Annotated in this window: 25 protein-coding genes; 9 read left to right on the top strand and 16 right to left on the bottom strand. The window is 50.4% G+C overall.

Features of this window, described 5'->3' with window-relative positions:
* The first annotated feature begins 203 nt into the window (after positions 1-203).
* The 5 genes from D3P09_RS24825 to D3P09_RS24805 all read left to right on the top strand — a co-directional run bounded on the left by D3P09_RS24825 (position 204) and on the right by D3P09_RS24805 (position 4,143).
* Complete coding sequence (locus tag D3P09_RS24825; RefSeq protein WP_120114129.1) at positions 204-803, top strand: glycosyltransferase family 2 protein; 600 nt, start codon at positions 204-206, stop codon at positions 801-803.
* 28 nt (positions 804-831) lie between these two features.
* Positions 832-1,851, top strand: a complete 1,020-nt coding sequence (locus D3P09_RS24820; protein ID WP_120114128.1) for a polysaccharide biosynthesis protein — start codon at positions 832-834, stop codon at positions 1,849-1,851.
* 5 nt (positions 1,852-1,856) lie between these two features.
* Entirely contained in the window at positions 1,857-2,714 is an 858-nt protein-coding gene (locus D3P09_RS24815) for an SDR family oxidoreductase (RefSeq protein ID WP_120114196.1), read from the top strand.
* Between the two features lie 96 nt (positions 2,715-2,810).
* On the top strand, positions 2,811-3,359 hold the full coding sequence (locus D3P09_RS24810) for an RNA polymerase sigma factor (protein WP_243644467.1): 549 nt from the start codon (positions 2,811-2,813) through the stop codon (positions 3,357-3,359).
* Positions 3,343-4,143: a hypothetical protein gene (locus D3P09_RS24805; RefSeq protein ID WP_120114127.1), complete on the top strand. Its 801-nt coding sequence runs from the start codon at positions 3,343-3,345 to the stop codon at positions 4,141-4,143. The genes D3P09_RS24810 and D3P09_RS24805 overlap by 17 nt, the downstream gene beginning before the upstream one ends.
* Positions 4,144-4,215: 72 nt before the next feature.
* Here the strand turns inward: D3P09_RS24805 and D3P09_RS24800 are convergent, their stop codons facing one another.
* A complete protein-coding gene (locus D3P09_RS24800) occupies positions 4,216-6,324 on the bottom strand; it encodes a TerD family protein (RefSeq protein WP_120114126.1) in 2,109 nt (702 codons plus the stop codon).
* 391 nt (positions 6,325-6,715) lie between these two features.
* On the opposite strand from D3P09_RS24800, the gene D3P09_RS24795 reads away from it, so the two are divergent.
* A complete protein-coding gene (locus D3P09_RS24795) occupies positions 6,716-7,090 on the top strand; it encodes a hypothetical protein (RefSeq protein WP_120114125.1) in 375 nt (124 codons plus the stop codon).
* 73 nt (positions 7,091-7,163) lie between these two features.
* Here the strand turns inward: D3P09_RS24795 and D3P09_RS28390 are convergent, their stop codons facing one another.
* The 5 genes from D3P09_RS28390 to D3P09_RS24775 form a co-directional block, all read right to left on the bottom strand.
* The gene (locus tag D3P09_RS28390) at positions 7,164-7,289 is read right to left on the bottom strand and encodes a hypothetical protein (RefSeq protein WP_279387147.1); all 126 of its coding nucleotides are present in this window, start codon (positions 7,287-7,289) and stop codon (positions 7,164-7,166) included.
* Between the two features lie 32 nt (positions 7,290-7,321).
* Entirely contained in the window at positions 7,322-8,041 is a 720-nt protein-coding gene (locus D3P09_RS24790) for an ABC transporter permease (RefSeq protein WP_120114124.1), read from the bottom strand.
* A complete protein-coding gene (locus tag D3P09_RS24785) occupies positions 8,038-8,883 on the bottom strand; it encodes an ABC transporter ATP-binding protein (protein ID WP_120114194.1) in 846 nt (281 codons plus the stop codon). The genes D3P09_RS24790 and D3P09_RS24785 overlap by 4 nt, the downstream gene beginning before the upstream one ends.
* A gap of 136 nt (positions 8,884-9,019) precedes the next feature.
* On the bottom strand, positions 9,020-10,090 hold the full coding sequence (locus D3P09_RS24780) for a LytTR family transcriptional regulator DNA-binding domain-containing protein (RefSeq protein WP_120114123.1): 1,071 nt from the start codon (positions 10,088-10,090) through the stop codon (positions 9,020-9,022).
* Positions 10,087-11,169 (bottom strand): ankyrin repeat domain-containing protein, encoded by a 1,083-nt coding sequence (locus D3P09_RS24775; protein WP_120114122.1) that lies wholly within the window; start codon positions 11,167-11,169, stop codon positions 10,087-10,089. The genes D3P09_RS24780 and D3P09_RS24775 overlap by 4 nt, the downstream gene beginning before the upstream one ends.
* A gap of 295 nt (positions 11,170-11,464) precedes the next feature.
* Here D3P09_RS24775 and D3P09_RS24770 point away from each other — a divergent pair, with 295 nt between their 5' ends.
* Positions 11,465-12,235: an SMI1/KNR4 family protein gene (locus D3P09_RS24770; protein WP_120114121.1), complete on the top strand. Its 771-nt coding sequence runs from the start codon at positions 11,465-11,467 to the stop codon at positions 12,233-12,235.
* Positions 12,236-12,419: 184 nt separating this feature from the next.
* Here the strand turns inward: D3P09_RS24770 and D3P09_RS24765 are convergent, their stop codons facing one another.
* From D3P09_RS24765 to D3P09_RS24745, 6 genes are all read right to left on the bottom strand, one after another.
* Complete coding sequence (locus tag D3P09_RS24765; RefSeq protein ID WP_120114193.1) at positions 12,420-12,965, bottom strand: 50S ribosomal protein L25; 546 nt, start codon at positions 12,963-12,965, stop codon at positions 12,420-12,422.
* A 323-nt stretch (positions 12,966-13,288) separates the two neighbouring features.
* A complete protein-coding gene (locus D3P09_RS24760) occupies positions 13,289-14,788 on the bottom strand; it encodes a malate:quinone oxidoreductase (RefSeq protein ID WP_120114120.1) in 1,500 nt (499 codons plus the stop codon).
* Between the two features lie 341 nt (positions 14,789-15,129).
* Positions 15,130-15,789: a GAP family protein gene (locus D3P09_RS24755; RefSeq protein ID WP_120114119.1), complete on the bottom strand. Its 660-nt coding sequence runs from the start codon at positions 15,787-15,789 to the stop codon at positions 15,130-15,132.
* Positions 15,779-16,555, bottom strand: coding sequence for a MerR family transcriptional regulator (locus tag D3P09_RS24750; RefSeq protein WP_120114118.1), 777 nt, complete (start codon positions 16,553-16,555; stop codon positions 15,779-15,781). Before D3P09_RS24750 ends, D3P09_RS24755 begins: the two co-directional genes overlap by 11 nt.
* A 26-nt stretch (positions 16,556-16,581) precedes the next feature.
* Entirely contained in the window at positions 16,582-16,731 is a 150-nt protein-coding gene (locus D3P09_RS27860; RefSeq protein WP_165867575.1) for a hypothetical protein, read from the bottom strand.
* A 138-nt stretch (positions 16,732-16,869) separates the two neighbouring features.
* Positions 16,870-17,607, bottom strand: a complete 738-nt coding sequence (locus tag D3P09_RS24745) for an SDR family NAD(P)-dependent oxidoreductase (RefSeq protein ID WP_120114117.1) — start codon at positions 17,605-17,607, stop codon at positions 16,870-16,872.
* Between the two features lie 180 nt (positions 17,608-17,787).
* On the opposite strand from D3P09_RS24745, the gene D3P09_RS24740 reads away from it, so the two are divergent.
* Positions 17,788-18,423: a TetR/AcrR family transcriptional regulator gene (locus D3P09_RS24740; protein ID WP_120114116.1), complete on the top strand. Its 636-nt coding sequence runs from the start codon at positions 17,788-17,790 to the stop codon at positions 18,421-18,423.
* A 24-nt stretch (positions 18,424-18,447) separates the two neighbouring features.
* On the opposite strand, the gene D3P09_RS24735 is transcribed toward D3P09_RS24740, so the two are convergent.
* The 3 genes from D3P09_RS24735 to D3P09_RS24725 all read right to left on the bottom strand — a co-directional run bounded on the left by D3P09_RS24735 (position 18,448) and on the right by D3P09_RS24725 (position 20,414).
* A complete protein-coding gene (locus D3P09_RS24735; RefSeq protein WP_120114192.1) occupies positions 18,448-18,939 on the bottom strand; it encodes a pyridoxamine 5'-phosphate oxidase family protein in 492 nt (163 codons plus the stop codon).
* Positions 18,940-19,093: 154 nt separating this feature from the next.
* Entirely contained in the window at positions 19,094-19,936 is an 843-nt protein-coding gene (locus tag D3P09_RS24730; protein WP_120114115.1) for a DUF5666 domain-containing protein, read from the bottom strand.
* A complete protein-coding gene (locus tag D3P09_RS24725) occupies positions 19,917-20,414 on the bottom strand; it encodes an RNA polymerase sigma factor (protein ID WP_120114114.1) in 498 nt (165 codons plus the stop codon). Before D3P09_RS24725 ends, D3P09_RS24730 begins: the two co-directional genes overlap by 20 nt.
* A gap of 225 nt (positions 20,415-20,639) precedes the next feature.
* Here D3P09_RS24725 and D3P09_RS24720 point away from each other — a divergent pair, with 225 nt between their 5' ends.
* Positions 20,640-22,025, top strand: a complete 1,386-nt coding sequence (locus D3P09_RS24720) for an FAD-binding oxidoreductase (protein WP_243644466.1) — start codon at positions 20,640-20,642, stop codon at positions 22,023-22,025.
* 44 nt (positions 22,026-22,069) lie between these two features.
* Here D3P09_RS24720 and D3P09_RS24715 read toward each other — a convergent pair whose 3' ends face one another.
* The gene (locus D3P09_RS24715; protein WP_120114112.1) at positions 22,070-25,090 is read right to left on the bottom strand and encodes an ATP-binding response regulator; all 3,021 of its coding nucleotides are present in this window, start codon (positions 25,088-25,090) and stop codon (positions 22,070-22,072) included.
* Positions 25,091-25,204: the final 114 nt, after the last annotated feature.

Raw genomic sequence — 25,204 nt, 5'->3', positions numbered from 1 at the left:
TGCAAATCCGATTATATCAAAGTAAAGATAAAGTGAATATATTCGCTGCCTTGTAAACCTGAGCCTAGTCTATCTTTCGGTTGGCGGATTCAAGGCTTGCATAGCTGCTTATTTGCCCATTCCCATGGGATTTCCGAACTTTTGAATCACGAAACGCATATAGTAGCGGGGTAAATATAATTTAAGAAGGAATGAAAGCCTCTATGAAATTCAGTTTTTTAAGCCCGCTTTATAATAGTGCACAATGGCTTAGAACCATGCTGGATAGCATTCCCAAAGAATATGCCTATGAAATAATCGTATGTGATGACGGTTCAACCGATCAAACTTTAGCCATTCTACAAGAATATCAAAAACAGCATCCCCAGTTAAAAATATTGCGCAACGAAAAAAATATGGGCGCCAGCTATTCTTATAACCGCTGTATAGAAGCCGCAACAGGCGACTATGTTGGAATCATTGACAGCGATGATATATATCTGCCTACGATTCGGGATGTGCTGGCGCAAGTGGATGGCCGATATGATTTTTATTACTACAACATGCTCACCAAATTAGGCTTGCCTTTTGTGATCAACGAGGAAAATCGATATGGCTGGTGTGGTCAGTTCAAAATCATTCGCAGGAGCTTTATTGGCGATGCCAGATTCACCATTAGAAGCGATATGGCTGGGGATTGCGATTTTAATAGAGCCTTGCTTAATCGAAATCCGTCCCGCAACTATACGGGCATTTTTGCTTATTGGTACAATTACCCGCGGACAAATTCTGAATATGATTTATATCAAAGAGGATTGAAATAAATCTTTCGAGGGAAGGTGCCGGGATATCATGTTTAAAGATAAAACGTTGCTCATCACAGGCGGTACGGGTTCATTTGGCAATGTGGTATTGGAACGGTTTTTAAATACGGATATTAAGGAAATCCGGATCTTCTCCCGAGACGAAAAGAAGCAAGACGACATGCGCACGTTATATAAAAACAATAAAATCAAGTTTTTCATTGGGGATGTACGGGATATTAGCAGTGTAAATACGGCCATGACGGATGTGGATTATGTGTTTCACGCTGCAGCCCTTAAGCAGGTTCCATCCTGCGAATTCTTCCCGCTGGAAGCCGTCAAAACCAATGTGCTGGGGACAGACAATGTACTGACAGCAGCCATTCAGGCGGGTGTCAAAAAGGTCATTTGCCTGTCTACCGACAAAGCCGCTTATCCCGTCAATGCAATGGGCATTTCTAAAGCGATGATGGAGAAAACGTTCATTGCCAAATCCAGAATGGTCTCTCCAGACAAAACCTTGATATGCGGTACGAGATACGGGAACGTTATGGCATCCCGCGGCTCCGTCATCCCCTTATTCATCGAACAGATTAAAGCTGGAAAACCAATCACCATTACGGATCCCAACATGACGCGGTTTATTATGAGTCTTGAAGAAGCCGTCGAGCTGGTGTTATATGCGTTCCATCATGCATCAAATGGGGACATCATGGTCCAGAAATCGCCGTCTTCTTATATAGGGGATTTAGCGCAAGCATTAAAGGAATTATTCGGCGCGGATAATAAAATCGAAGTGATCGGAACGCGCCACGGCGAGAAAGTATACGAGGTGCTGCTCACCAAAGAAGAGGCCGCGAAAGCGATTGAGCTGGATCATTTCTACCGGGTTCCTTCAGACAATCGTGATTTGAATTATGGAAAATATCTGGAGCACGGGTCTCACAAGATTAGGTTAACCGATGAATACAACTCGAATAACACCAAGATTCTTTCTGTCCCTGAAATCAAAGAAAAGCTGTTAAAACTGCCGTTCATTCAAGAAGAGCTTCGCAAATGGAAGGGGTGAACAAGATGAAATTTTTAGTTCTTGGAGCCACTGGCATGGCAGGCCACACCATCTCCTTGTACTTGCACGAAAGAGGACATGACGTTGCTACCCTCTCAAGAACGCCATTCCCCTATGGCTATAACCAAAATGGCGACCTCTCCGATCCCTCCGTGCTGAAATCCGCATTGTCTGAACACTATGATGTCATAATCAATTGTATCGGTGTCTTAAACGACTCATGCGATCGTGATCCGTCACGAGCCGTCTATCTCAACTCCTATTTGCCTCACCTCCTTACCGATCTGCTGAAAGATAGGGGAACCAGACTTTTTCATATGAGCACAGATTGCGTTTTTTCGGGCAAAGCGGCACCTTATCATGAACAGAGCTTGCGTGATGGCGAAACTTTTTATGATCGAACAAAGGCTCTCGGAGAAATCGATCACCCCCATCATTTAACCTTTAGAAATTCAATTATTGGGCCGGATATGAAAGAAGACGGCATAGGCTTGTTCAATTGGTTCATGAAGCAATCCGGGACCATACATGGTTATACCCGCGCTATCTGGACAGGTGTGACTACGCTAACCTTGGCCAAAGCCATGGAACGCGCAGCGGCAGAACCAATAACCGGAATCTATAATCTAGTCAATAATGCGAGCATCAGCAAGCTTGATTTGCTGCATCTGTTCAATCGGCATTTTAAGTCCAAGCCTTTAAACATCTTACCCTCAGACGCTGTGAATCTGGATAAGACATTACGTAATAACCGCCATGATTTTTCGTTCCAGGTTCCTAGTTACGAACAAATGATTATCGAAATGAAAGAATGGATCGATTCACACCCTCATCTATATCCCCATTATTCAGATAGACCCTAACAACGTCCCACAAAGGAGTTGATTTATCACAAAACGTTGGATATAAATGAACCTGGGGTCCCCCTATCTTGTCTATTCTGTAGGAGGTGATCGACGTTGGACTATAGCTACTTGAAATATGCCATAGAAATGGACGCACAGACACTTGAATCGCTGATGCGTGATTACGGACAGGAAATATGGAACTATGCCTTTCTCATCTGCCGCAGCCGCAGCATGGCGGATGATATTGCCCAGGAAGTGTTCCTGAAGGCTTACCGCCATCTTGAGTCGTTCCGGGGCGAGGCATCCGTCAAGACGTGGCTTCTGCGCATAACGCGCAATCTGAGCTACAACTACCGGAATTCGGCTTTCTTCCGGCGAACGCTGCTGCTTGACCGCATTATTCCAAGCGGCCATCATCGATCGGCGGAGCAGGCCTATCTGGACGAAGAGGCGTCGAACGAAGTATGGCGACAAGTATTCAACCTGCCCGCCAAGCATCGGGAAGTGCTGCTGCTTCACGCGAGGCATCAGCTGCCGCTGGTCGAGATCGCCTCGCTGCTCGACATTCCGGAAGGAACCGTCAAATCCAGGCTGTATATAGCCCGCCAGAGACTATCCAAGCTGCTGAAGGAGGATGACGCGCATGAACAATGGGTCTAATCCCGAATGGTATGACGCCCTGAAGTTGGATCAGCCGCTCCGCTCCCGCACTTTCACTGATAAGATGGCTGCGGATATACATAACCGGGCTCTTGGCAAGCCAGCGCGGCAAGCCATGTCCTGGCGTAAACGGAGGACGCTTGGCGCGGTTCTTATTGCCGCGGCTCTTTGCTTTATCGTTTTCTTCACCAATATGCCTGAGCAGAGTCTAGTTACAGACCCGCCTTCTCATGCCGGTGCGACTGGCCCTGAGCTTGACAGGGAAATTCGCGACCTGCTCATTAACTACCGAAGCAAGACCGGATGGAAGAAGCAAGTTCTGCTTCAGAAGCCGCTTCCTGACAATCAGGTTATCATCTACTCGGTTATGCCCAAGGAATCAGGACTCAAAGACAATATCTATATCGATATCTTGCAATGGAAAGACTATGGCGGGAGCAAGGCGATTGGGACTGGTGTGGACGGGTGGTCGCATATGTTCAGTGTAGACGGTCCGTATACCTATATGACGGTTATGGATGGCGTAACCATGGACGCCGTTACAACCGTCGGCAATATGCACCTTTTTCATGGCAAATTGGCTTATGATATCGATGGCATCCGCCTCTCAGACAGCTCCGGCAACTATTGGGATGCTGAAACGGTTCAAAGCCAATTTTCCGGCAATTATTGGTTTGCCATCACGCCCGCGACCTCCAAGCTTGAGGAATATACGGTTGCGGCGCTCGATAAGAAAGGCAAGGTCATGGGCACCAATAAGTATTTGCTTCCCATCGCAGAATAAGACTTGCCTCTGCCTGAAACTCCCCTTATGGAGCGAAGCCCCTGCTGTCCACTCTGGCAGGGGCCTCGCTATTCAAGCAAGGTATTCCGCCATGATCTCCTCGACAGCGAATGGCGTAACGCCTTGATCCATCGAGAATACCGCATCGGCCTCGCCCGGGGAGCCGACCAGCTCTCCTCTTGCCATCGCATGGAGCGTGAACAAGTCGTACAGATTGGGCTTCCGCAGCGAACACATTGCTTTGCCCATGGTTACAATCCCCCGCTTGTTTCCCTCCACATTATTGTTGTAGTTCGGATGTCTGGTCAGGGACAAATCTGCCCATACGACGGTACGCGACACGAGATCCAGAATAACAGGGATCGCAATCCTAGTCCCTGCGGTCATATCAATTTTGTTCTCCACCGTCGAAGGCTCGAACAGTTCTCCCGAGCCTGGTTTCTTGCGCATCATCCAGCCCGCGAAGCATTCCGGCAGGTCGCAATACGGCTGATCGGTAAAGGATTGAAGCACTGCGACGACATATCGGCCGCCTTGCTCGACAATGGAAGGGATATGCAGATCGACGAACTCGCAAGCGCCATTGGGAGCGGCTACTATATCCCCGCTATGCACTGCGCGCATGCTCGAGGATCGCAAGTTCGTATACGAAATATGCTCCATGTACTCCCAATTCTTGTCGTACATCACTGCAGACAGATCAATATCCACCCGGCCAGTAGGCTTGCCGTTCACATCCCCTTCCTTCCACCAGCTGAAGAAGCGGATCGTATCCCCCTCCGGCATCGCCAGACGGCTGCCTCTTACGATGGTGCGCAGCGCCTTGCTAGCCGAACGCTGAGAGAACGGAACCAGACAACTCGCCAATCGGCGGTCTATATAGGTCTTCCCAAGCGGCGGAAGCTCCGAGAAGCGCTCGACCAGAGTCCGGTCACAGATGTGCACCAGCTCTTCGCACAGCGCACGGTCTATTCCAGGCAGCCGATGCGGAATCGCGACTGCCTTGGCGGCATTGCCTTTGGGGAAAAAGGTACGCAGCTCGACCCGTTCATGACGATGGGCAAAATGCGCCTTCACTTGCAGCAAGACAGGCGTAGCTGCCCGGTCCGCAATCTCGCTGAAGGCGGCCGTGACATACTCCCCATTGTCATCGCTTATACGCAGCAGATGATCCAGCCGTCTGGCGAACTCGCCGGGACGCTGCATCAAGAGATCCATTGCTGTCCATACATCCCGGTACTGCAAGGCAAGCTCGACGCTTCCGCGAAAAGTTGTAAACGGCTTATTGTTGCGCAATATATCGAAGGCCTCGTGGCAGCGTGTATAACGATGCTTATATTCAGCAGGATGCAATATTTCGCCGAGCCTGATCCAGCGCTGCTTGTATCTGAGCATATCCTCCGTAATAGGATGGCATTGCTCCAGCAGCCCAAGAAGCAGTCTCCTCTCGGAACGCTTGAATTTGCGGAAGCGTGCAGGCTCCGCAAGACTGACATCGCCTTCCGACCAGGCGACAGCCAGACGAAGGACATCGGTTGCGCTCTTCACATAGCGCCCGATTAATGCGGTATCGGCTTTGCCATGCTTCAGCAATGCGCCTGCGATGAATCCCATATTCTCCTTATAAGGAATCTGCTGGGGCAATATTTCGCTCAGCATCTGGTGATCCGCATATTCTATCACCGACTCGATATCTGCTTTGTCAGTCTCGGAGATGGATGTATTCGCCCCAATCAGCCTGGATATGATGACGCGGAACTCCGCTTCGCTGCCTAGATCAATCACATTCAGCTTCGTCTTCTCCATCAGTGGAGATCTGGCGGAATCCTCGTATTCAGGAACGTTCAACGTGTAATAGTGATATATAGCGTTCAAATACAGTTCAGCATCATGAGCCTCCATTACTTGATTCGGAAAGTCAGGGTACATAGGTCTGTATGTAACATGAGCGCCTGTCATCTCTCTCAGATCTGACATCAGCCGAATATAAAGCTCTATGAACTGCTTAAGGGACAGGGTTCGTACAGCCTGCGTCAATGAAGACGAGAATGTATAGCCTAGCTGCTCCATATTGTTCAGCGCTGTCGCCAAGTAAGTATGGGGCAGCAGGCTGTGGGGATTCTCCCCCCGACCCACAATCAACTTGTTTGCTCTTCTCAAATAAATGGTATTCATATGCATAAGGACTACCAGGAAAGCTATATCCCTAATCATTGGAAGTTGGTGTAGAAGGAAGGAATATAATAGCCTGGATGCCTCCTCTCAAGAGAATTCCTTCAGGAAAGCTGCGCCCCTAGTTCACCTAATTGAAATATAGAAGGAAGGATACGCGGTAGCCTGAAGGCCAAAGCTGGCAGCCGGAGCCGCTTGCCTTGATGTCCCTATCTTCACATAACGGGCACGCCCCGAACAGGGCGGAAGTATTACGACGGGCCAAATTACTCCTGCATCCCCTCTGTGTGGGAAACTGTTAAAGATTATGAAAACTGTTACCCTTTTAGAGGAGATGGCCTTATAATAAAAGGAAGCCAATCCCATTTGCTCATTCCATATGAACAGAGAGGTGAAGAGGATGATGATTTTTTTGGCGGCGTTAACCGTCATGTCCCTGATTACAGCAACCATAGTTATCGTGATTGTTGTGAGGATGCTGCGATCCCGCGGTCAGCGGTTCAAGCAGCAAAAGATGATTCTGGCTGAAGGCACGATGGCGCAGGCTGTCATTCAGTCCATCCATCAGACTAACGCACAGCTTGATGACCAGCCGGAGGTGCTGCTCAGCTTGGCAGTGAGCGAGCCCGAAGGAAATGTGGTCCCTGCCGAAGTGAAAACCGTGATTCCAATCATATCGATTCCCGCTTTCCAGAAAGGCAATACCATTGAAGTGAAATATATGACTATCGGCGGGGAGCGGCGTTATGAGGTTGTTGGAGCCTATGTCCCTTAACCTATCATTACGACCCGCAGCAAGCACATGATGTGCCCGCTGCGGGTCGTTGTCTTAAGGGCCGGTTCTCTTATTAATCGTTATCCCCGAACAGAAATCCGATGATGCCATCCGGCAGCCAATAACGCCTGACAATAAGCACCACCGCGATGACAACCACGGCTGTCACTATATTTCTTGCCAGCTTGTTTTTATCCAATTCCAGCTCCCCTTCCACTCTCGTCTGTTCCTCTACTTATCAAAGCTTTTGCTGCGATAGATGATGAAAGTGAGCACAATGGCCGCCGCAGTCCAGATCACCAGGTTCAGCAGACTGCCCTTCACTTCCTCCAATCCCCCGCCATTCACATGATCTGACAGCCCGAGCATGAACTGATAAGACGGAAGCATTTCCACAATTTTCACAACGACAGCAGAGTCAATGCCGGATCCGAACATAGGTCCGAATATAAAGATTAGCAATACAGGAAGCCCTACAATTGAGGTCTCCGATGCGGTGCGCGAGATAAGCCCGATAACCGTACCGAAAGCCATAGAGATAATAAGCATCATAAGCACAAACAGAATAAGAAAACCAAAATGGAGATCAGGTATGCCCGTAATTTGGGTACATATAAAGATAACGATGACCGTAAAGGCTGCTGTCATCACGCTTTTGCCGAGCAGCACTTCCATAGGCGATGCCGGGGACAGCATGAGCGCCCGCAGCGTGTTCTTTTCCTTTTCCTCCGAAATCATCAAGGCCTGAGCGAAGGCGCCGACGGTCACAATAGCAACCATTAGAGGCATTGTAAAGACATCCATGGCGCCTTCCGCCGTCTGGGCTCTTCCCTTCCCCAGAATAGCCATTAAGATTGGTATGCCCGCCATTAACAGAATTTGCGGATTCTTTATGGAGTCCTTCCATTCTTTGCTGATAATGGCGAGCAGTCGATGCAGCGATAAACTCATTCCAGGCCCCTCCCCGTAATCTTGACAAATATATCTCCGAGCGTCGGCTCGTTCGAATGAATCGCAAGCAGCTCTCCTCTTGCCATCAGCTCACTGATTCGTCTCGCTCCCGCTTCATCCTGCGATACGATTTCCTTCCCTCTGGACGTTGTAACTGTAATCGTTCGGTCGCCATGCTGCAGCCGCAATTCCAGCGGCGTATCCAGCGCAGATATCTCTCCATTGTTCAGAAACGCTACCCGGTCGCAGAGCGTCTCCGCCTCTTGCATATTGTGCGTCGTCAGAAAGATCGTGGTGCCCTCGCGGTTAAGCCGTCTAAGGGTATCATGAATCTGCCCCATATTAACGGGATCGAGCGCTGAGGTCGGTTCGTCCAGGAACAGAATTTCCGGCCTATGCAGAATCGCTCTGGCGAGTGTGATCCGCTGCTTCATGCCTTTGGACAGCTTCTGCACCGGCGTCGACTGGTCAGCTGCCATATTAACAGACGCCAGCACCGGTCCTATTTCTTTATCCGGGACACCATATAAGCCGCAGAACAGCTTGAGGTTGTCGTACACGGTAAGCCGGTCGTACATGCCGCTGTTATCCGTCAGCACGCCAATCCGGCTCAGGAAACCGGCCCTTCGATTGCGGAGTGGATCCGCCCCGAAGACGCTCACCCGTCCTGATGTGTGCTGCAGCTGAGAGGTGAGAATTTTCACCGTCGTTGTTTTTCCCGAGCCGCTTGGACCGAGAAAACCGAATATCTCTCCTCTCCGCACCCGGAAGCTGACGTTCTTCAAAGCTTGTTTATTTTTGTACGATTTCTGAAGGTTCTCCACTTCAATAATGCTTTCCATTGCCGTCACCCACTGTCGCTTAGTAGCTTTTCTCAAGCTCACGGCAAGCTTACCGAAATTCCCCCGCAGACACAGCAAATCCCCCATGAATTGCGCCGTCAGGGGGATGAAATAGGTCATTTTGAGGTTGAACGAATCAGGTTTGCGAGCCGACAATCGCCTTAAGCTCCTCGAATTTGGCCTTCGACATCGGGATCTTCGATTTCTTGCCGTCGCCGATTACCAAGCTGTAGCTGTTGCGTGACCATACAATCAATTCCGCCGCATGCTGGAGATTGACGAGATAGGATCGATGGCAGCGGTAGAATTGCTGGCGGGAGAGCCTCGACTCCATCTCGGTGAGCGTCCAGGTCACCGCGAACTCTCCCGCTCCTGAGTGAATATGCGACAATCCGTCATTGCTCTCCACATAATAAATATCCGACGGATCGAGAAACACATATTTATCATCCGCCTTCACCATTAGCTTCTCCAGCTTAGGCATCGCAGTCTCCGGCTGTTCCGCGGTTGGCTCCTCTATATCCAGAATATCAGCCGCATCTAATGGGGCTGCCTGTTCAGCCGGCTCTGCTTCTTCCTGCGTCAAGAACCGGTGGAAGCCGTTCTCCGTCAGCCGGTATACATGCTCGGACAGCGAGATGGCCTGCTCCATGGTAGAACAGGTCACCAGTACCGTCTTGCCCTGATCGATGAGACTGGCAATCAGCTTCCGGACGATGATGCAGCCCTCAAGGTCCAAATTCTGCTCAGGGTCCTCCCATACGACCAGCTCTGGATCATGGACAATGCTTCTGGCGAAGCTGAGCCGCCGCTTCTCAGACATGCTGAGCCTGGAGAGCCGAACCTTGGCTTTGTCCTCCAGTCCCACCGCCTTCAGCAGCTCGTCAACCGGCTTCCCTGCGTTATATAACCGCGCCCAAAAGCTTAGAAAATCATAGACCTTCATATAACTGTAGACGCCGTCATCCAATAGGCAAAAGCCGGCTCGATGCTTCAGCTCCGTACGCTGCATATGAAGCGTTGTGCCCTTGTACTGCACGTTGTAACCTTGATGGAGCGGCTCTCCGAGAATGGAGTCAACGAACTGGCGTCCATGCGCATAGTTGCATTGCACGACCGTGCACTGTCCAAGCGTAAGCTCCAGTCCCATTGACGCCGAAGCTGCGGCGCTCTCAACGATCGGCTGTTGTACTTGCACTGCCGTCATGCGTGCAGCTCTCCCTCCATGAACCGGATCAGATAGCTCTCCGGCTCAGCCAGAAATTCGGAAAACCCGCATAGGTCCCCGTATTCCTTGTGCTCCAAGTCATAGCAGCCCAGCCCCTTCTTCTTCGGATTCCATACCAGTTGGAGATGGGAGTAGTTGTCGATGTCGGCCGACAAGCGAAGCAGCTTCTGACGGCCAGCCTTGAACGGAATCGTATCGCTCAGGGAGAAGAAGTCGATATAGCCGATCTCGTACGAATTAGCCGCCAATTCCACACGCAGCTGGTCGCCGGTCAAGAAATCCATAATTTCCTTAGATAAACGATAGGACTTCAGCTCGTATGTTTTGTTAGCGGCATCATGGAACGCTGCCGGCTCCAACGATTTCAAATAATCGGCCAGTTCCTTGTTCTTGCTGGCCACAGCGATCGTATACGGGCGTTCGCCGTCCTTCTCCATGAGGGTTACGTCCGCTCCCCGTTCGATCAACTTTCTTGCCATTCCCTGATTGCCCATGCGCACCGCTACAGTCAGCGGGGTCGCTCCATACGGATATACCATATCCGGCTGGTTATAATTGATGTCCACTCCTTGATCCAGCAGATAAGAGGCTGTCTTCCAGTCATAGTCAGAAATAGCCGTTCGCAATATGCGTCCTCCATATTGCTGGATATCCAATCCCAGCTCTGCAATAAGCGGGATATTGTTTTTGTTGCCGTAATACGCCTCGCTATAAGCGTTGGAGCCTACCTTGTTCGTCAGATCCAGCTTGGCGCCTTGCTCCGTCACATAGCGCACGATATTTTCCTTACAGTATCGGACCGCCCGCAAAAAAGCGGGGTTGTTGCGATCATTCAAATTAACGCCATGCTCCACCAGCAGCTTCACAACTTCCAGCTTTTCAGAAAGCAGCGCCATGTCCAGCGGGCTTACCGTAGTATTGGGGCTGAGCGCTATACCTTCCTCCGTGTCCCAGCCTGCCTCAATAGCTTCCTTCAAGGCCGGAATATCGCCGTTATAAATATGCATCGCGATGCCCGGAAGACTCTCGAACCTTCCGATATCCTTCAGCTTAATCATCGATTTATCCACTCCTGCCTAAGTCTTACAAAAAGTATAGTTGAACCGTCCGGCAAAATGCATCCGACCAGGGACTTAGATCAGGAAAGTACGGGAATACAAGTTGCCGGTCGCGGGCAGGAATGCCGCCTCTCCTGTTGAATATTGCATAAACGCTTGTAAGAAAGGATCGGTTCGCAGATGAGCTCTTATGATGTGCATATCGGCAAATTAATTCAGACAGAGCTCGAAGAGGATACGGTGCTGATTATTGAAATGGTGTTGCAGGATTTAAGTTAGGAAAGGTGGAGGCCTTATGAATCAGTCATTCCCAGCCATTGATCATATTATTGAAGAGATGCGGAGCTGCATACAGGAGCTTCAGGATCAAGACCCTCAGCATTACAGCCGATATCCTATGTCGTTGGCGGGAGAAGCGGAGGAGCAGCCCTTCCATAATATCGTCAGCAAGTACGCATTGCCGGAAGAGTACCTGTATTTTTTGAAGCGCTATGCTCCGCAATCCGTCACATGGAGTACCGGCGACTATGTAAACCTGGACATTTTTGGCGCCATGGATTTGGAGAGAGGGCAATGGGGGTACAGCCATAATCCGGAGACGAATGAAGTCTTCGAAGAATGGCCCAGCCATTACCTGGTCATTGCCAGCGATGAAGGCGATCCCTATTGTATCGATCTCTCCAGAGGAGATACCGTTGTGTATGCCGCGGAGCATGGCACGGGGTCATGGGATTTTGACATCGCGTACGACAATCTGACCGACTTTCTTCGCAGCGTCCTTCTGCCGCCAAGCAGCTCCTTGGATTGGGATACAGATGAATCCGAAACATACACCTATTACAAGATCTTCATTACAGGTGAAGGCAGCAACAAGCTGAAGACGCTGGCGTTTATCAAAAAGAAGTTTTCCTGCGACTACGCGCAAGCAAGAGCATATATGGAGTCGATGCCTCTCCTTGTGTATAAGGGAATTCATCAAGGTGCCGAGAATGTAGAGGCACAGCTGAAGGAGATCGGTGCGGAATATGAAAAGCGGGAGATAAGCTTGGCTGAGTTTATACAGTAGTAATTGGGCCATCGTGCTCCCATTAATCGAAGGCAGTTCATAGAGGATTCCATTGAAATCATTACATGCGAGGAAAAAGGGGTCAGACTCTGTAGTCATTGAAGTCTATCGTGCATAGTTGTGCCCTGCAAAAATAGCTTTCCCCTTCATAATCATGGAGAGGAAAGCTTCTTTTTGAGTCAAATTAAGGCTTGGCGACAGATACGAGGAAATCATTGGCTCCTGAGAGAACCGTTACTTCCGGGGCAAACTCGACGTCTCTAATATACAGCGACTCGCCAATATCCATGCCGCTAATATCGAGTTCAATGACGTTCGGCAAGTGCTGAGGCAACGTCTCCACTTCGATAAATTCCTTATGGATTTGCACGACGCCGCCGGACTTAGTGCCCACTGCTGTGCCCAGGAACTTGACGGCAACCTTGGTGCGCACGCTCTCATTCGATTGTACATGCTGGAAGTCGATATGGATCACATCCTGTGTGACCGGATGGCGCTGAAGATCTTCCAGCAATACCGGCAATTGCATGTTCCCCTCTAGCTCCAATTGAATAATGCCCGATCCGTCTTGCCTGAGCCATCTCTGAAATTCTATGGCTGAAATATGAATCATCTCATTACTTTTGTTCCTGCCGAATACGATGCCGGGAATGCGGCCCGAGTGACGCAGATTTCGAAGCGCCGATGTATTCATATGAGTACGTTTTTCTGCTAGTAAGCTTTTTGCCATAATAAATTCGCTCCTCTTCATGAATTTAGCGTGAATTGCCTAATCGCTGAACCCTCCCCTGGCGGGGATACAAAGAGAAACATAGCATCACCTCCCATAACCCTTCTCGCGCCCATAGAGCTATACATTTAATGTAAAAACCCCTTAATACGCGCGAAGGCACCCCACTCGAGAAAGAGTGGAATGCCTATGGATTACAGATACCATATCATAGAAGCCGCGCTTTGTCTAAGGTTTGCAGCCAGCCGGGTATAACAAAAGCGGCCCCATCCATCTATTCATGGATAAAAGGCCGCATCATTCGTTGATGATGGATATAAGGGCTAGACTGGCTGCAATTCCCGGCTTAAGCGAAGCGTCTGTGCTGTCGTAGCATGAACTTCCTCAAGCAGAGCAGGATTATTCAACAAGGACTCGCCATACGAAGGAATCATAGCTTTGATCTTCGGCTCCCACTCCTTGATATGCTGCGGGAAGCACTTGTTCAATACTTCAAGCATAACGGATACTGCCGTCGATGCGCCTGGTGAAGCGCCTAACAGAGCGGCGATTGATCCGTCAGCCGCGCTGACGACTTCCGTTCCGAATTGGAGCGTGCCTTTGCCGCCGGCTTCCGTATCTTTGATGACCTGCACGCGCTGGCCGGCTACCACGAGATCCCAGTCCTCGATACGGGCATTCGGGATAAACTCGCGAAGCTCCTCCATACGTTTCTCCTTCGACAGCATCACTTGCTCGATGAGATATTTGGTCAGCGACATGTTCTTCGCCCCTGCCGCCAGCATGGTGAACAAGTTATTCGGCTTGACGGAAGTGATCAAGTCGAACATGGAGCCCGTCTTCAGGAACTTCGGCGAGAAGCCTGCGAACGGACCGAAGAGCAGCGATTTCTTGTTGTCGATGAAACGGGTATCCAGATGCGGCACCGACATCGGAGGCGCGCCGACCTTCGCTTTGCCGTATACTTTCGCGTGATGCTGCTCAACCACCTCAGGGTTGTTGCACACCATGAATATACCGCTGACCGGGAAACCTCCCATGCGCTTGCCTTCTGGGATGCCGGATTTCTGGAGCAGATGAAGGCTTCCGCCGCCGCCGCCGATAAATACGAATTTGGCTGTATGATGCTCGGTTGTGCCGCTGGTTTCATTGCGCACTTTCAGCTCCCAGCCGCCATCGCCCGTACGCTTCATGTTATTGACACTATGCTTGTACTTGATATCCACGTTCTGGCTCTTCAGATAGTCAAACATCATGCGCGTTAAAGCGCCAAAGTTCACGTCCGTGCCCGTGTCAATTTTCGTAGCTGCAATCTTTTCGCCCACATTGCGGTTCTGCATGATGAGCGGAATCCATTCCATCAGCTTCTTCGGATCTTCGGAGAATTCCATGCCTTTGAACAATGGATTCGCGGACATGGCCTCATAGCGCTTCTTCAAGAAAGCGACATTCTTGTCCCCTTGGACTAGACTCATATGCGGGATGGGCATAATAAAGTCCTGAGGATTGCGAAGCAAATTGTTGTTCACCAGGTAAGACCAGAACTGCATGGAGACTTGGAATTGCTCATTGATTTGGATCGCTTTGCCGATGTCTACAGACCCGTCCTTCTTCTCGGAAGTGTAGTTCAGCTCGCACAGAGCCGCATGGCCGGTTCCGGCATTGTTCCATTCATTCGAGCTTTCTTCGCCTGCGCTTGGCAGCTTCTCAAACACCGTGATTTTCCAGCTGGGGACCAGTTCCTTCAGCAATGCCCCCAAAGTTGCACTCATAATGCCAGCACCAATTAAGATAACGTCTGATTTGGTTTGTTTGTCACCCATTTTTACCGCCCTTACACGCTAATATTTAAAGAAAAGATGTAAGACCTCCCGCTCAAAGTACATAGCAAAGCAGGGTGCGAACCAGTCACGCACCTTTTCTAAATGAAAAACTAATCCGAACAACAAAATATTTTGAATTTAATATATATACTATTATATGATAGTTAGTTGGTATTTGAAAGCCGTTAAATTTTAGTGCTGCGATCCTGTTGCTGTTAAGTCGGGAGAAAGCTTCCTTTACCAACCCAATCCACACAAAAAACCAAAGCTTTGCCCCAGTATATGCCAGGGACTCGGCTTTGGTTTTGAATAAAGCGCTGCAGGCTTCCCCTGCACTCTCCTCATAGATAGTCCAACGTATTAAAGATCAGGATTAATCCGACAATACACATAATCCAAGAGGCAGCCGATCCCGAATGCTTGGCGAAGTAAGCTTGAAGCTTCTCCAGCGGTCTCTGCATCACTCTGCCTAGCAAGCTATGCAGGACAAATACGACCAGCGGCGGCAGCACCATAATGAAATTGTATCCGGCCAGCAGCGGCAGCCATTGGAGCAACGGCAATTGATGGGCTGTCATCAGCCCGATAGCCGCAAAATACGGAAAAGCCATTCCAACCTCGACTAACGATGTTGTAAAGCCAAGCGCAATCATGGCAGCCATGCTCTTGGATCTTAGCCGCGGCATATTCGATGATTTTTTGTTCTTGGGATAATAGAAGCTTGCGATGAACAACAGGGCGCCCAAGATGAACAATCCCCAGCTGATCGTACGATTCTCCAATAGCGATGTCATAGCCGGGAGCAGCGCATCCAGACCCAGCATCAAAGCAGCGCCTACGGAAAAATAAAAAACGGCAACTGTCGCCAGATAGATCATGAGACGGGAGCTGAGCCGCTCTTTCTCCGTAAGCAGCAAGTACACCGTCACGCCCAAGGTCGCAGGACTTAGCGTATCTAATAAAGCCAACCCTCCCACTGTAATCAGCAGCTCAGTGCTCATCTGTCTCCTCCTTGCTTATTCTGCTATCTGCAGCAGAGAGATAGATCTGGAATGCTTGCTCCATGAAATCAAGCACTTCCTGCTCGATTGGATAAAGCCCGAGCTGCTCCGATTGCTTAGGCGACTTTCTGATCTCCCACAGCTCATTGACGAACTGCTCCTCATCCCCGAATTGCTCCCCCTGCTTCTCTGCCATTCGCCGTATAATATTCTGCACCTTCGATGAAGCCGGATCGCCCTTGATCAAGCGCTTGATCTGGCCCAGCAGCGCAATCCACTCCAGCGAATCCGGGTCTTCGCCATTCATCTTGGGAAGCTTGGCCCAGAGATCCGGTTCCTTGGCCTTCAACTGATGCTCCTTCAAATCCGGCAGCCCCTTCTTGTGCTGGTTCGACAGCTGAATAAGCTTCTGGACCGCCAGCGGCTCATTCCCGCCCTCGACGGCAATTCCGTTAATAAGCTCACGCATAGACAGCTCCATGCTTCTCAAGCGCCTCTGTTCCTCAAGAATAAAGGCCAGCTGGCTCTTCAAGCCCGACGACCAATCCCATTCGGGGTCTGACAGCATGTCTTTAATCTCCTGCAATTTGTATCCCATACGCTTGAAAAAGTGAATGTATTGCAGCTTCTTCAGCTCTTCCTCGGAATAAAGACGATGTCCCCCTTCTGTCTTGGAAGGAGCTGAGAGCAGACCAATCTGATCATAATAACGGAGCGTTCGAACCGTAATTTGTGTCTGCTTAGCAACCTCTTTGATATGAATCAATTCCTTGCACCCCCCACCACCGAAATCTATTCTTCCTTTTTGTTATCTATAGCATACTTGATCATATAGCCCAACCCTAATCCGACCAGCACGCCAGGGAGCGCCTGATCCAGCATAAGGCCGATCCCGGCGCCAACAATGACGCAAGCATAAATAATAATGTCTCCGGATTTCATGACAATCATCTCCTTGAAGTGTTCTGGGTTGATTATACAAAATGACGCAGCGTCACTTTCAAGGGTTTTTTCCAAATAAAAAAAGCCTGCCGCTCACCTTGGGAGTGAGTAACAGGCTTCCGCCGTGGACCATATCTATTACTGAGCCGTATAACCGCCATCCACGATCAGGCTGCCGCCCGTCATGAAGGAAGAATCGTCGCTGGCCATGAACAATACGGCCTTCGCCATCTCTTCCGCTTGTCCAAGACGCTTCATCGGCGTCATAGCTGATAGTGCTTGCTTGCTCTCCTCCGGAATGATCGGCGTATCAATAAACCCTGGGCACAGCGCGTTCACACGAATATTCTTCTCCGCGTATTCAAGCGCAAGCGAACGAGTCAGGTTCACAACGCCGCCCTTGGCCGCATTATAAGCCGCGGAGCCTGGGGATCCCACCCAGCCGTACATCGAAGCGGTATTGACGATAGTGCCGCCGCCGGATGCCAGCATCGCCCGAATCGCCTCGCGGGCGACCAGGAACACGCCGTCAAGGTCCACGTTCACCGTATTGCGCCACTCGGCATACTCCAGCTCATGCGTCGGATGCACACGTCCGATGCCCGCGTTGTTGAACACGATATCTACGCGTCCAAAAGCATCCTTCGCCTGCTGGAACACGCCAGCCACTTCTTCTTCACTTGTAATATTAGCCTTTACGAACAGCGCATCCGCCTCTAACGCTTTCAGCTCCTGCTCGAACGCCTTGCCTTTCTCTTCGTTCAGATCGACCAGCACGACCTTCGCGCCTTCGGACACGAATAGACGTGCTGTAGCGGCGCCAATGCCGGATGCTCCGCCTGTGATAATGGCGACTTTGTTTTCGAGTTTACCCATTAAGGAAACCTCCCGTATAATAGAGTCGTATGCTTGCAGAAGCTATACGCATCTGTTTAATTTTGACTACAATTTCATTGTACGACTCTGAATATAGATCACAATCAGCAACCTTTTGCGATGTGTCGCATTCGTCGACACACACGGGAAAAGTGTCTTTTTTCGAAGGAGGCCTGGAGAATGGATAAAGAACGGACGGCCGCAACCCGCAGGCAGAACCGGACGAGAGAGCATCTGCGCTCAGCCTTCATCAAGCTGGTGAAGGAGAAGGGCTATCATACAGTGACGGTAAAGGATATCGTGGAAGGAGCCGCCTATAACCGGAGCACCTTCTATGTGCATTACCAAGACAAGATCGAGCTGGCGGAAGATCTGCTGAATACGATGCTGCAAGGACTGGAAGCGGCTGTCGGAGAGCCTTACTCCCCTGGGCAGAAGGTCCATACGGACAAGCTCGGCGTCCCCTCCTTCCGCATTCTGTCGTACATATACGAGAATCGCGACTTCTTCGAGCTGATCATGTACGAGGACACCCTGCCGGGGCTCCATACGGGATTTCCTCAGACGCTGCTGAAGATCTACCATGAGCAATTCCGGTTCGAGACGATTAATCGGATGCCCGTCAATATGGACTACTTCAAGCGGTACACGGCCTACGGCTTCTATGGGCTGGTGCGCCACTGGATTGAGACGGGATTCCGAGCCTCCCAGGAAGAGTTCATTCAGGAGCTCATTGATCTGACCAAAACGCATATGCAAGCCCTGGAATATGTAGGACGCGGCTCGGATGACCCGCAGCATCCGCCTCGGACATAAGCAAGCAGTCAGTGCCTAGGGGCGCTAGTTCAGCTGGACGGTCTCGTTCAGCTTGCTGTCCCCGCCCGCTCCCGTCAATTGATGAAGCAGGAGCTTCGCCGACTTGATGATACTGCCGCTCTCCCAATATTCCGCTGTCTCTGCATGAACCTTAATCAGGACGACATTCGGGTCATCGTAGGAAGCATGCAGCAGCTTCTCATACGCCTTGTTCCAGTATTCCTTCTTCTTCTCCAGATCCTCTACAAATTCGGCTTTGCCCCTAATCGATACATAGGATTGTCCCGCGTATGAGACGTTCACGCTGGGACTGATCCGAATTTCTTGGAATTTAGCGGTATCCTTCATCGTCACGAACCATAAATCTCCGTCGAACTCGATTTCCTGCGTCTTCATAGGACGGGATACGAGGCCATCTTCGCCCGAGATCGTGGTCAGCATCGCTACATCGATGCCTTTGATCAACTCTCGGACCTTTTGGATTGCCTGCTCCCGTTCTGATATGGATTCTTTCATCTTCACCAGAATCACCTCCGCTTATAGAATTCCAAGATAGGCTTTCTCCCATTCAGATCCTACAGTTTTCCGCTTCACGCAACAAAAAAACTGCAAAGACCGCCCCCATAGGACGCGATCTTGCAGTTTATTTGCATATTATTAAAGCCCGATCTTATTGTTGCGGAGCCATGTTGTTGTAGATGCGTGTCGCGTTCACTTTACCTGTGCTCAGATCTTCCGATGTATAACCGGATACGATATTGCCCACTTTGAACTCCTTCTGCAGCAGCTCTTCGGAAGGCTCAGCCGCAGTCGGGCCTGGGATGCCGAGAAGCGTGTCGTCGGTTACCGTTACCCAAAGATCGCCTACTTTGAAGCTCTTGCCGTCTGCGCTTACTTCAGTAATTTGTCCGTCAATATTCACCATTGCCTTGCCTGTAACCGGCGGTGCGCTTGCTTCCTCCTTCGCCGGTGCCATGTTGTTGTAGATGACGTCTGCCGTTACTTTGCCGCTGCCCACATCCTGGGAGGTATAACCCGAGACGATGTTGCCGACTTTGAATTCCTTTTGAAGAAGCTCTTCAGAAGGCGCTGTTGCCGTTGGCTCGTTGCTGCCTAGCTTCGTTTGATCGGTTACTTGAACCCATAGATCGCCGACCTTGAAGCTTTTGCCGTCCGCGCTTACTTCCGTAATAACACCGTCGATATTCACGGCAACTTTGCCCGAAATCGGCGGTTGTGTAATTGTCGTTGGGGGCTGGCCCGGCAGCTTGGGCGCCGTCTGATTCGTGGCAATCAAGCTCACCGACAATACCGCACATGCCGCAATTCCGATAGACCAGCCTGTAATCGTTCTTTTTTTCGCTGTATTCATTCTAACCCGCTCCTTTTGGTCATTTATCTTTGATGGTGTTGTTTTTTCCATTTCGGACATCAGCTTCCGGTACGTTGCCTCTTCAAAGTTCTCGCTGGTCTTCACACGAGACATCGCCGATTTATAAACTGATTTTTTCATCCTCCAGGCCTCCAATCTTTTCTTTTAAGATAAGGCGTCCTCTTGCAAGCCATGTTCCAACCGTTGCCGACTTGGTCCGCATAATAGCTGCAATTTCCTGGATAGAATATCCCTCATAATAGTGCAGATGAATCGGAATTCGATACTTCTTGTCCAAAGCCAGCACGGCCTGTAGAACCTCATTTTCTTCTTTCGGGAGGTAGCTTAAGTCTTCGGGAACAGGATTCCTGCTTTTGAACCATCCGGTTTTCAGCATATTTTTACTTTTATTAATCGTCGTTCTAATCAGCCATGCCTTCTCATGCTCGCTGCTTTCAAATACGGGTCGCTTCTGTAAGTAGGCGAGAAATACGTCCTGCGCCACTTCCTCTGCGTCCGCTATATTTTTCAGATACGTAAAAGCAATCTTGATCATGCTTTGCGAATATTGATCCAAGGCCCGCCGTACAGATTCATTGAGCTCATATGAATTGTACACCTCAGCACCTCCTTTCACTTTAAATACAACTGAGGAGGCTTATATTTTTCATCGCGCCCAAACTTTTTTTAGCATCCGGTATTTTGAATAGATTTAAACGCCCCCTTGCCTTCCTAAAGCAACTAGTCATTCTTCTCCCAGGCAAACGCCGTTGCCAGGTCAAGTGTCCCGACATAGGAATAAGCAACAACACAGCTTACTCCATAACGAGGGATGGTGGATTCATTGGCGCAAAGCCGAAGAAAAACGGGCACCCGCTTGACCGGAAGAATCGTATTGCCGGGAAGCCCGACGTACAATAAAGCCAGAATGGAATTCAACAGGCGCTTCTCCAAGTTTCCGCGGGTTATCGTTTTTTGCAGGCGGACGCAGGATGTAGTCCATGCAGTGAAGTGGGCTCGCGAGCGGGGCGTACGGCTGCGAGTGCGCAGCGGGCGGCACAGCTATGAGGGATTTTCCTCGGTCAATGGCGGCATCATTATCGACGTGAGCGAGATGAATAAAGTTCAGGTGGATCGCAAGAGGATGGTGGCCCATGTACAGACGGGCAATCCTCTTGCCCGCGTATATAGGAAGCTATGGAATAAGAGAGTGGCCTTGCCGGCCGGCACCGCACCTGATGTAGGCGTCGGCGGACTGGCTCTAGGCGGCGGAATTGGACTTCTGTCGCGCAAATACGGACTGACCTGCGATAATCTGCTGCAAGTGAAGATGGTCGTTGCTTCAGGTCGTTTCGGAGCAAAAACGATCATTGCCAATAAGAAAAAGCATTCCGATCTGCTCTGGGCATCGCGGGGGGGCGGTGGAGGGAATTTTGGAGTGGCTGCGGATTATACCTTCCGGGTGAGACCGATCAAGACAGTGTCCATTTACAGCATCACCTGGAGATGGCGCGATCTGGAGAAGGTATTCCCCGCTTGGCAGCGCTGGGCGCCATCTGTGACGAACCGATTGACTTCAACTATAGAGGTAGCTGCGAGACAGGTGGGAACGATCGTGTCTACCGGCCAACTGCTCGGCAGCGCGAAGGAATTGCGGCGGTTAATCCGGCCTTTATTGCGGACAGGGACGCCGGTAAAGGTGATAGTGCGGACTGTACCGTTTATTGAAGCCACTCGCTTCTTCGCCGAGGCTGATCTCAATTTGGAGCCGAAGTTCAAGATTACGGGAGCTTACGGATTCCATCCCCTGCCCCGCGACGGTGTGCGGGTTATTCGCGAGTTCCTGTCCAAAGCGCCTAACAAGCATTCCTCCGTATGGAGCCAAAGCTTAGGGGGGGCCGGCAGCGCAGTGAGCAGGGTCTCACCGACCGCAACAGCCTATCCGCACCGGAAGGCAGAGACGATCTATGAGCTGTCAGCAAGATGGAGAAACAACCGGGAGCAGCAGCGGAATATTCAGTGGGTGGAGAAGTTCCGCAAAGCGCTGAGTCCATATGTGAAGGGCGATTACGTGAACTTCCCCGATCTCCAGATCAAGAATTGGCCCAAAGCTTATTATGGCGTAAACTTCGCCAGGCTGAAGAAGATCAAGCGGAAGTATGATCCCCATAATGTGTTCCGCTTCGCTCAAAGCATCCCGGTAAAATCATTTCGGTCGAATAGCAGGTAGCTGGTTTCGAATCACGAATTATATTACAAATGTTCCTTTCCTATTCACTTTTTGCGCACATGAAAGATGACCTTCGTCCCTTTGCCAGGCACGCTGCTGATCTGCAGTCCCGTGCCAAAATGCCGCTTCAACCGCTGATCGGTATTGATTAATCCGACCCCCGACTGGCTATCCGGTTTTCGCTCCAATAGCTGCTCCAACTGGGATTCATCCATCCCGACACCATCATCTTCAACCATGACTTCCGTATGCGTATCGTGAACGGCGATTCGAATTTCAATCCGCCCTCCGCGAACCCGCTTCATTACGCCGTGTATAATCGCATTCTCCACCAGCGGCTGGATGGACAGGAACGGCACCTTCAAATCCCTGCACTCCCCGATCTCCCAATTCACCTTCAGCCGCTCATCGAACCGAACCTGCTCAATATAGAGGTAGGAGTGAACCAGACTTAGCTCCTCTTCAATCGGCACCAGCCCGTCCATGTTGTGAAATTTGAATTTGTTCCTCAAGAAATTGCTGAACTCATCCAGCAAGCGTCGCATCTTGTTCAAATCAATATTGCTTAGCGCCGTTACGGCATTCAGCGCATTGAAGAGGAAGTGCGGCTGAATTTGCGCCTGCAGCCATGCCGCTTCCAATCGCTGCTGCTCCCGAACGGATTGCTTGATCGTAATAAGCGCTTTGATCCGCGACTTCAATTCCGTAGCATCCACCGGCTTGGTCACATAATCATTGGCACCTGCCATAAACCCGCTTTGAATGTCCTCCGGCTGGCTTCTTGCAGTAATGAGCAGAATCGGCAGCTCCGTAAGCGTGAAGCGCCCGCGAATGATTCGCGCCAGCTCATAGCCGGACATCTGCGGCATCATAATATCCGAGATCACCAGATCCCACTCCCTCTGATCAAGCAAAACCAGTGCTTCCTTGCCGCTCGTGACCATAGCCGTCTCGTATTCGTCCGAAGGCAGAATCGATTCCAGCACCTGAAGATTGACGGGATCATCATCCACAATGAGCAGACACGGACGATCACGCTTGGTCTCTACAGCTGGGAGTACTGGCAGAGCATCAGCCAAAGCCGCAGCGCTCTCATCCGATGCTATCATCGTCCTGCCTTCCGAGTCATAGGAGCTTGCAGCTGCAACCTCATTCCAAGCGCCCATCTCGGCAAGCTCTAAGGAGAAGGTGAACGTAGAGCCTCCTCCAGCTTCAGAGGACACATCCAATGTACCGCCATGCAGCTCCACCAGTTGCTTGCATATGCTTAAGCCAAGGCCAAAGCCTCCTTCAATCATCGTCTCGCTTCTGCCCGCTTGCTCATAGGGACGGAACAAGCGCTTCAGCAGTTCTTCCTCCATTCCAATCCCTGTATCCTTAATGGTGATATGCGCTTTGCCATCCTTAATAGCAGCCTGAATCACGATACTTCCCTCGTTCGTGTATTTTACGGCATTGTGCAGGAGATTAAAGATGATCTGAATGACCCGGTTCTCATCCGCATAGACTGGCGGGAAGTTCACCGGAATTTCATTGGCAATCCGCAGCGACTTCGCTTCCGCATGATATTGCAGCATATCCAGCACTCCGGTAACGATGGACGGAATCGAGACGGATGTCTTGTGCAGGCGCGGGTTGCCCTCCCGCAGACTCATGGCATCGATCAAATCATTGAGGATCAAAGTAAGGCGGCGTCCTACCGTCAGCACCGTCTCCAGCTCCTTGACGCTCCGGGCCTGCATCAGATGCCGCTCCCTGTTCAAGACTGTCTGCGACATAATCAAAATGCTATGCAGCGGATTCCGAAACTCATGCGAGGTATTAGCCAGGAATTGATCCTTGTGCTCATTCATTCGCTGCAGGGTGGCTGCAATCTCTTTCGTATGGGCATGCATGTTGAAGTATTGCTTGAACCAGACAGAAGCCAGACATCCCATCGCCAGGATCTGGTCGAACGGATAATAGACCAGACTGAGCCCGCTATCCCGCCAAAATAATGACCACACATAATGATGCACCAGCACTAGAAAGGCAATCAGCAGCAGCAGATTGCTCCTAATATCTTTGATGACGGCCTTCGCTATCGCAATAACCGTAACGACAATGGCAATGCCTCCGCTCAGCATATACACCGGAAAAATAGTAATGATCTGCTCAGGCTGCAAGAACAACGTAATCACGGCAGCACCCAAAATCATGACGGTTACGAAAGGAGAAATGCGGCGCCAATACCGAAGCTCGCGATGATTCGTGCATTGCAGCAACGCGTAGACGCCGAGCATCAAAGCGCAGTTGGCCAGCCGGAAATCCCAAGTCGTGCCGATATAAAACAATTGATGAAACAGCTTCTCATCGTTGCTTAACAAGTTGGCAAATGAAATACATAAAGTCAGTAAAGAAAAGTAAAGCAGCTTCTTCTCCCTATTGCCGAGCAAAAAGAGTATAAACGCATAGACGGAGTGCATGAGGAAGATTACCGTTGCCATCAGCTGCATGGATACGGAGATTTTCATCTCCCGGGCTATCGCATCCTCTGAACCGAATTTAATGGAACGGGCAATGCCGCTATTGCGGCTATCCACGTAATTGGCCGCCTGAATGACAAGTTCAATGACGCCATTCTCATCGGCTGTAAAAGTGGTGGAGTACGGCAGATTTTTGGCCGTATACCCGTCCTCCGTATCCGCAACCCCTCCCGATCCGGCAAGCAGCCGGCCGTTGACGTACAATTCGGATGAAGTGCGTACGCTTGGCACCCGGACGCTGTAATTCTGATTCTTGCCGGGGTCTACATGTAGAATAAGGCGATATGAGCCATAGCCGTACGGAGTCGGCTGCTCAGCATTCAGCGCCTTATTCCATCCTCCTGGAACAGGAATGAGCACTGCACCGGCTTCAGCAGCTCGCTCGCGTCCGCCGCTAATCAGCCACTGTGAGGGATAGAACTCCCACTCCCCATCCAGCAGCAGCACATCTCCATCCTCTACGCGCCAATCGCGCAGGTCTAGTTGTCCGTTCTGAATGGTGACCTGCTTTTGCAGATGGAACCATTCCATCCATAGCATCCTAGCTCCTGATGCGACTACTAGTACCAGACCAATCCAAAATATCAATTTTATTTTGGGGAACGGTTTTGCTGATGAAAGTATAGACAAGTCGTATTCTCTCCTAGTCACATT

The organism is Paenibacillus pinisoli, from assembly GCF_003605435.1.
Lineage (GTDB): Bacteria > Bacillota > Bacilli > Paenibacillales > Paenibacillaceae > Pristimantibacillus > Pristimantibacillus pinisoli.
This window is presented reverse-complemented; position numbering and strand designations above follow the sequence as displayed.

What these genes read in the sequence shown, in the direction of transcription:
- D3P09_RS24825 (WP_120114129.1), top strand. Translation starts at nt 204, where the DNA reads ATGAAATTCAGTTTTTTAAGCCCGCTTTATAATAGTGCACAATGGCTT.
- D3P09_RS24820 (WP_120114128.1), top strand. Translation starts at nt 832, where the DNA reads ATGTTTAAAGATAAAACGTTGCTCATCACAGGCGGTACGGGTTCATTT.
- D3P09_RS24815 (WP_120114196.1), top strand. Translation starts at nt 1,857, where the DNA reads ATGAAATTTTTAGTTCTTGGAGCCACTGGCATGGCAGGCCACACCATC.
- D3P09_RS24805 (WP_120114127.1), top strand. Translation starts at nt 3,343, where the DNA reads ATGAACAATGGGTCTAATCCCGAATGGTATGACGCCCTGAAGTTGGAT.
- D3P09_RS24800 (WP_120114126.1), bottom strand. Translation starts at nt 6,324, where the DNA reads ATGCATATGAATACCATTTATTTGAGAAGAGCAAACAAGTTGATTGTG.
- D3P09_RS24795 (WP_120114125.1), top strand. Translation starts at nt 6,716, where the DNA reads ATGATGATTTTTTTGGCGGCGTTAACCGTCATGTCCCTGATTACAGCA.
- D3P09_RS24790 (WP_120114124.1), bottom strand. Translation starts at nt 8,041, where the DNA reads ATGAGTTTATCGCTGCATCGACTGCTCGCCATTATCAGCAAAGAATGG.
- D3P09_RS24785 (WP_120114194.1), bottom strand. Translation starts at nt 8,883, where the DNA reads ATGGAAAGCATTATTGAAGTGGAGAACCTTCAGAAATCGTACAAAAAT.
- D3P09_RS24780 (WP_120114123.1), bottom strand. Translation starts at nt 10,090, where the DNA reads ATGACGGCAGTGCAAGTACAACAGCCGATCGTTGAGAGCGCCGCAGCT.
- D3P09_RS24775 (WP_120114122.1), bottom strand. Translation starts at nt 11,169, where the DNA reads ATGATTAAGCTGAAGGATATCGGAAGGTTCGAGAGTCTTCCGGGCATC.
- D3P09_RS24770 (WP_120114121.1), top strand. Translation starts at nt 11,465, where the DNA reads ATGAATCAGTCATTCCCAGCCATTGATCATATTATTGAAGAGATGCGG.
- D3P09_RS24765 (WP_120114193.1), bottom strand. Translation starts at nt 12,965, where the DNA reads ATGGCAAAAAGCTTACTAGCAGAAAAACGTACTCATATGAATACATCG.
- D3P09_RS24760 (WP_120114120.1), bottom strand. Translation starts at nt 14,788, where the DNA reads ATGGGTGACAAACAAACCAAATCAGACGTTATCTTAATTGGTGCTGGC.
- D3P09_RS24755 (WP_120114119.1), bottom strand. Translation starts at nt 15,789, where the DNA reads ATGAGCACTGAGCTGCTGATTACAGTGGGAGGGTTGGCTTTATTAGAT.
- D3P09_RS27860 (WP_165867575.1), bottom strand. Translation starts at nt 16,731, where the DNA reads ATGAAATCCGGAGACATTATTATTTATGCTTGCGTCATTGTTGGCGCC.
- D3P09_RS24745 (WP_120114117.1), bottom strand. Translation starts at nt 17,607, where the DNA reads ATGGGTAAACTCGAAAACAAAGTCGCCATTATCACAGGCGGAGCATCC.
- D3P09_RS24740 (WP_120114116.1), top strand. Translation starts at nt 17,788, where the DNA reads ATGGATAAAGAACGGACGGCCGCAACCCGCAGGCAGAACCGGACGAGA.
- D3P09_RS24735 (WP_120114192.1), bottom strand. Translation starts at nt 18,939, where the DNA reads ATGAAAGAATCCATATCAGAACGGGAGCAGGCAATCCAAAAGGTCCGA.
- D3P09_RS24730 (WP_120114115.1), bottom strand. Translation starts at nt 19,936, where the DNA reads ATGAAAAAATCAGTTTATAAATCGGCGATGTCTCGTGTGAAGACCAGC.
- D3P09_RS24715 (WP_120114112.1), bottom strand. Translation starts at nt 25,090, where the DNA reads ATGCTATGGATGGAATGGTTCCATCTGCAAAAGCAGGTCACCATTCAG.